This is a genomic window from Microcella sp. (genome assembly GCF_033763155.1).
Lineage (GTDB): Bacteria > Actinomycetota > Actinomycetes > Actinomycetales > Microbacteriaceae > Microcella.
Window position 1 is genome coordinate 1 of sequence record NZ_JANRKZ010000254.1, and the last position, 2,682, is coordinate 2,682.

A 2,682-nucleotide genomic window follows, 5' to 3' on the forward strand; every position below is an offset into this window, starting at 1 on the left:
TCTTCGATGGATACCGCACGGCCTTCATTGTCGAACTCGACGACGCCGTATGCCTCGGGGTTCGACACTTGGTACGCGAAAATCAGGCCACCCTCGATGTCGGTATAGCCCCGCAACGCCGAGCCCAAGCCTGACCCGTGAAAGATGTTGTCGCCCAGCACGAGAGCAACACTGTCGTTACCGATGAACTCTTCACCGATGATGAACGCTTGCGCGAGTCCGTCGGGCGAGGGTTGCTGCGCGTAGGTGAGTGAGATGCCCAGGTCGCTGCCGTCGCCGAGCAACGCCTCAAACTGGGCGCCATACTCGGGCGTCGTGATGATCAGAATCTCGCGAATGTCGGCCATCATGAGCGTCGACAGCGGGTAGTAGATCATGGGCTTGTCGAAGATCGGCATGAGTTGCTTCGAGATGCCCTTGGTGATGGGCCACAACCGCGTACCAGAACCTCCGGCGAGAATGATGCCCTTCATCGGCTGCTCCAGCTGTCATCGAGTGAGCGCGTGAAGGCCGTCGTCGCCTCCCACGTCGGAAGGAGGCCTGATGCCGCGGCCTCCAGCAAGGTCGGTGCGTCGAGGTCTTTCTGCGAGAGCAGCAACTCGTCGCGAGCAAACGGCATGGGCAGCGCGACCGTCTCGTCGAGGGGAGTGATGCCGTGTTCGCGACCCGGTGCGAACACCTCACTCACCAAGTAGGTGACGGTCGCGTCGTCGGTCAGGGCCACGAAGCAGTGCCCGAGGCCTTCGCCGACGTAGATTGCTCGACGGTCGACCGTGTCAAGCACAACGGAATCCCACGAACCAAACGTGGGCGAACCGACGCGAATATCGACGACAAAATCGATCACCGCGCCGTGCGTGACCGTGACGTATTTCGCCTGGCTCGGGGGAACATCCGCAAAATGGATGCCCCTGACGACCCCTTTGCGTGAGACCGAGGCATTGCCCTGGCGCAGCGCGAGGGGATGGCCGACGGCCTCCGCGAGGGCATCAAATCGGTACCACTCCCAGAACGTTCCGCGATCATCGGGAAACTGCCGCGGGGTGACTTCGAAAGCACCCGGCACCGACAACTCGCGAATTTGCACGAGCCAGAGCCTAGCAACGCGGGCGCGGGCGGCCTGCAGTCGGTCAGCACGTCGTGTTCCACCACAACCGCGCTCCGCCGGGGCCTCGAGCCCCCGTCGCTAGAATCGGGGGGTGAACCTTCTCGTCACCGGCGGCGCCGGCTTCATCGGCTCGAACTTTGTGCACCATGTGATCGAGCACACCGACCACCGCGTGACGGTTCTCGACAAGCTCACCTACGCCGGCAACCGCGCTTCGCTTGCGGGGCTTCCGGATGCCCGTCTGACGTTCGTGCAGGGTGACATCTGTGACGCTCCGCTCGTCGATGAGCTCGTCGCGGCCGCCGACGCCGTCGTGCACTACGCCGCCGAGAGCCACAATGACAACTCGCTCGACGACCCCCGCCCGTTCGTCGACACCAACATCATCGGCACCTTCACCCTGCTCGAGGCCGTGCGGCGCCACGGCACGCGTTTTCACCACATCTCGACTGACGAGGTCTATGGCGACCTCGAGCTTGACGACCCGGCACGATTCACCGAGTCGACGCCGTACAACCCCTCGAGCCCGTACTCGTCGACGAAGGCCGGCAGCGACCTGCTCGTGCGCGCCTGGGTGCGGTCGTTCGGCGTCGCGGCCACGATCTCGAACTGCTCGAACAACTACGGTCCCTACCAGCACGTCGAGAAGTTCATCCCGCGGCAGATCACCAACGTGCTGCGCGGCGAGCGCCCCAAGCTCTACGGCTCGGGCGAGAACGTGCGCGACTGGATCCACGCCGACGATCACTCGGCGGCCGTGCTGACGATCCTCGAGAAGGGCCGCATCGGCGAGACCTACCTGATCGGGGCCGACGGCGAGAAGAGCAACAAGGAGGTCGTCGAGCTCATCCTCACGACCCTCGGGCAGCCCGCCGACGCCTACGACCACGTCACCGACCGGCCTGGGCACGACCTGCGCTACGCGATCGACTCGTCGAAGCTGCGCACCGAGCTCGGCTGGGCGCCGCGCTACAGCGACTTCGCTGCCGGGCTCGCTGCGACCATCGACTGGTACCGCGACCACGACGCCTGGTGGGCGCCCCAGAAAGACGCCACCGAGGCGCGCTACCGCGCCCAGGGGCAGTGACCGGGCCGGGCGGTCGGGCTCACGGCCGCGCCCTCGTCACCGGGGCGGGCGGCATGCTCGGCACCGACCTCGTCGCCGTGCTCGCCGACGCCGGCAGGCAGGTCACCGCGCTCGACCGGGCGGGCCTCGACATCCTCGACACCGCGGCCTGCGAGCAGGCGGTGGCGGGTCACGACGTGGTGCTCAACGCGGCCGCGTACACCCGGGTCGACGACGCCGAGAGCGACGAGGCCACGGCGATGGCCGTGAACGCCGAGGGGGCCGAGAACTTGGCGCGGGCATCCCGGGCCGCTGGCGCGGTGCTCGTGCAGTACTCGACCGACTACGTGTTCGCCGGCGACGGCACCGGCCCCTACCCGGAGGACGCGCCGCTCGCCCCCGTCAGCGCCTACGGCCGCTCGAAGGCCGAGGGCGAGCGCCGCGCGCAGGCCGCCCACCCCGAGGGCACGATCGTGCTGCGCACGGCATGGCTGTACGGCGAGCACGG

The 2,682-nt window shown here is 67.1% G+C and carries 4 protein-coding genes; 2 read left to right on the forward strand and 2 right to left on the reverse strand.

What is annotated here, in order from left to right; translation table 11 throughout:
• Together SFU54_RS10980 and SFU54_RS10985 are read right to left on the reverse strand one after the other, a co-directional pair.
• On the reverse strand, positions 1 to 473 hold a 473-nt coding region (locus SFU54_RS10980), incomplete at its 3' end, for a sugar nucleotidyltransferase (RefSeq protein WP_319016314.1).
• Positions 470 to 1,087 (reverse strand): dTDP-4-dehydrorhamnose 3,5-epimerase, encoded by a 618-nt coding sequence (locus tag SFU54_RS10985; RefSeq protein ID WP_319016315.1) that lies wholly within the window; start codon positions 1,085 to 1,087, stop codon positions 470 to 472. The genes SFU54_RS10980 and SFU54_RS10985, both read right to left, overlap by 4 nt.
• 112 nt (positions 1,088 to 1,199) lie before the next feature.
• Between SFU54_RS10985 and rfbB the strand changes: the two genes are divergently transcribed.
• Positions 1,200 to 2,195, forward strand: coding sequence for a dTDP-glucose 4,6-dehydratase (gene rfbB, locus SFU54_RS10990; RefSeq protein ID WP_319016316.1), 996 nt, complete (start codon positions 1,200 to 1,202; stop codon positions 2,193 to 2,195).
• Between the two features lie 53 nt (positions 2,196 to 2,248).
• Positions 2,249 to 2,682 (forward strand): SDR family oxidoreductase (locus tag SFU54_RS10995; RefSeq protein WP_319016317.1); only part of this gene is annotated, 434 nt, incomplete at its 3' end.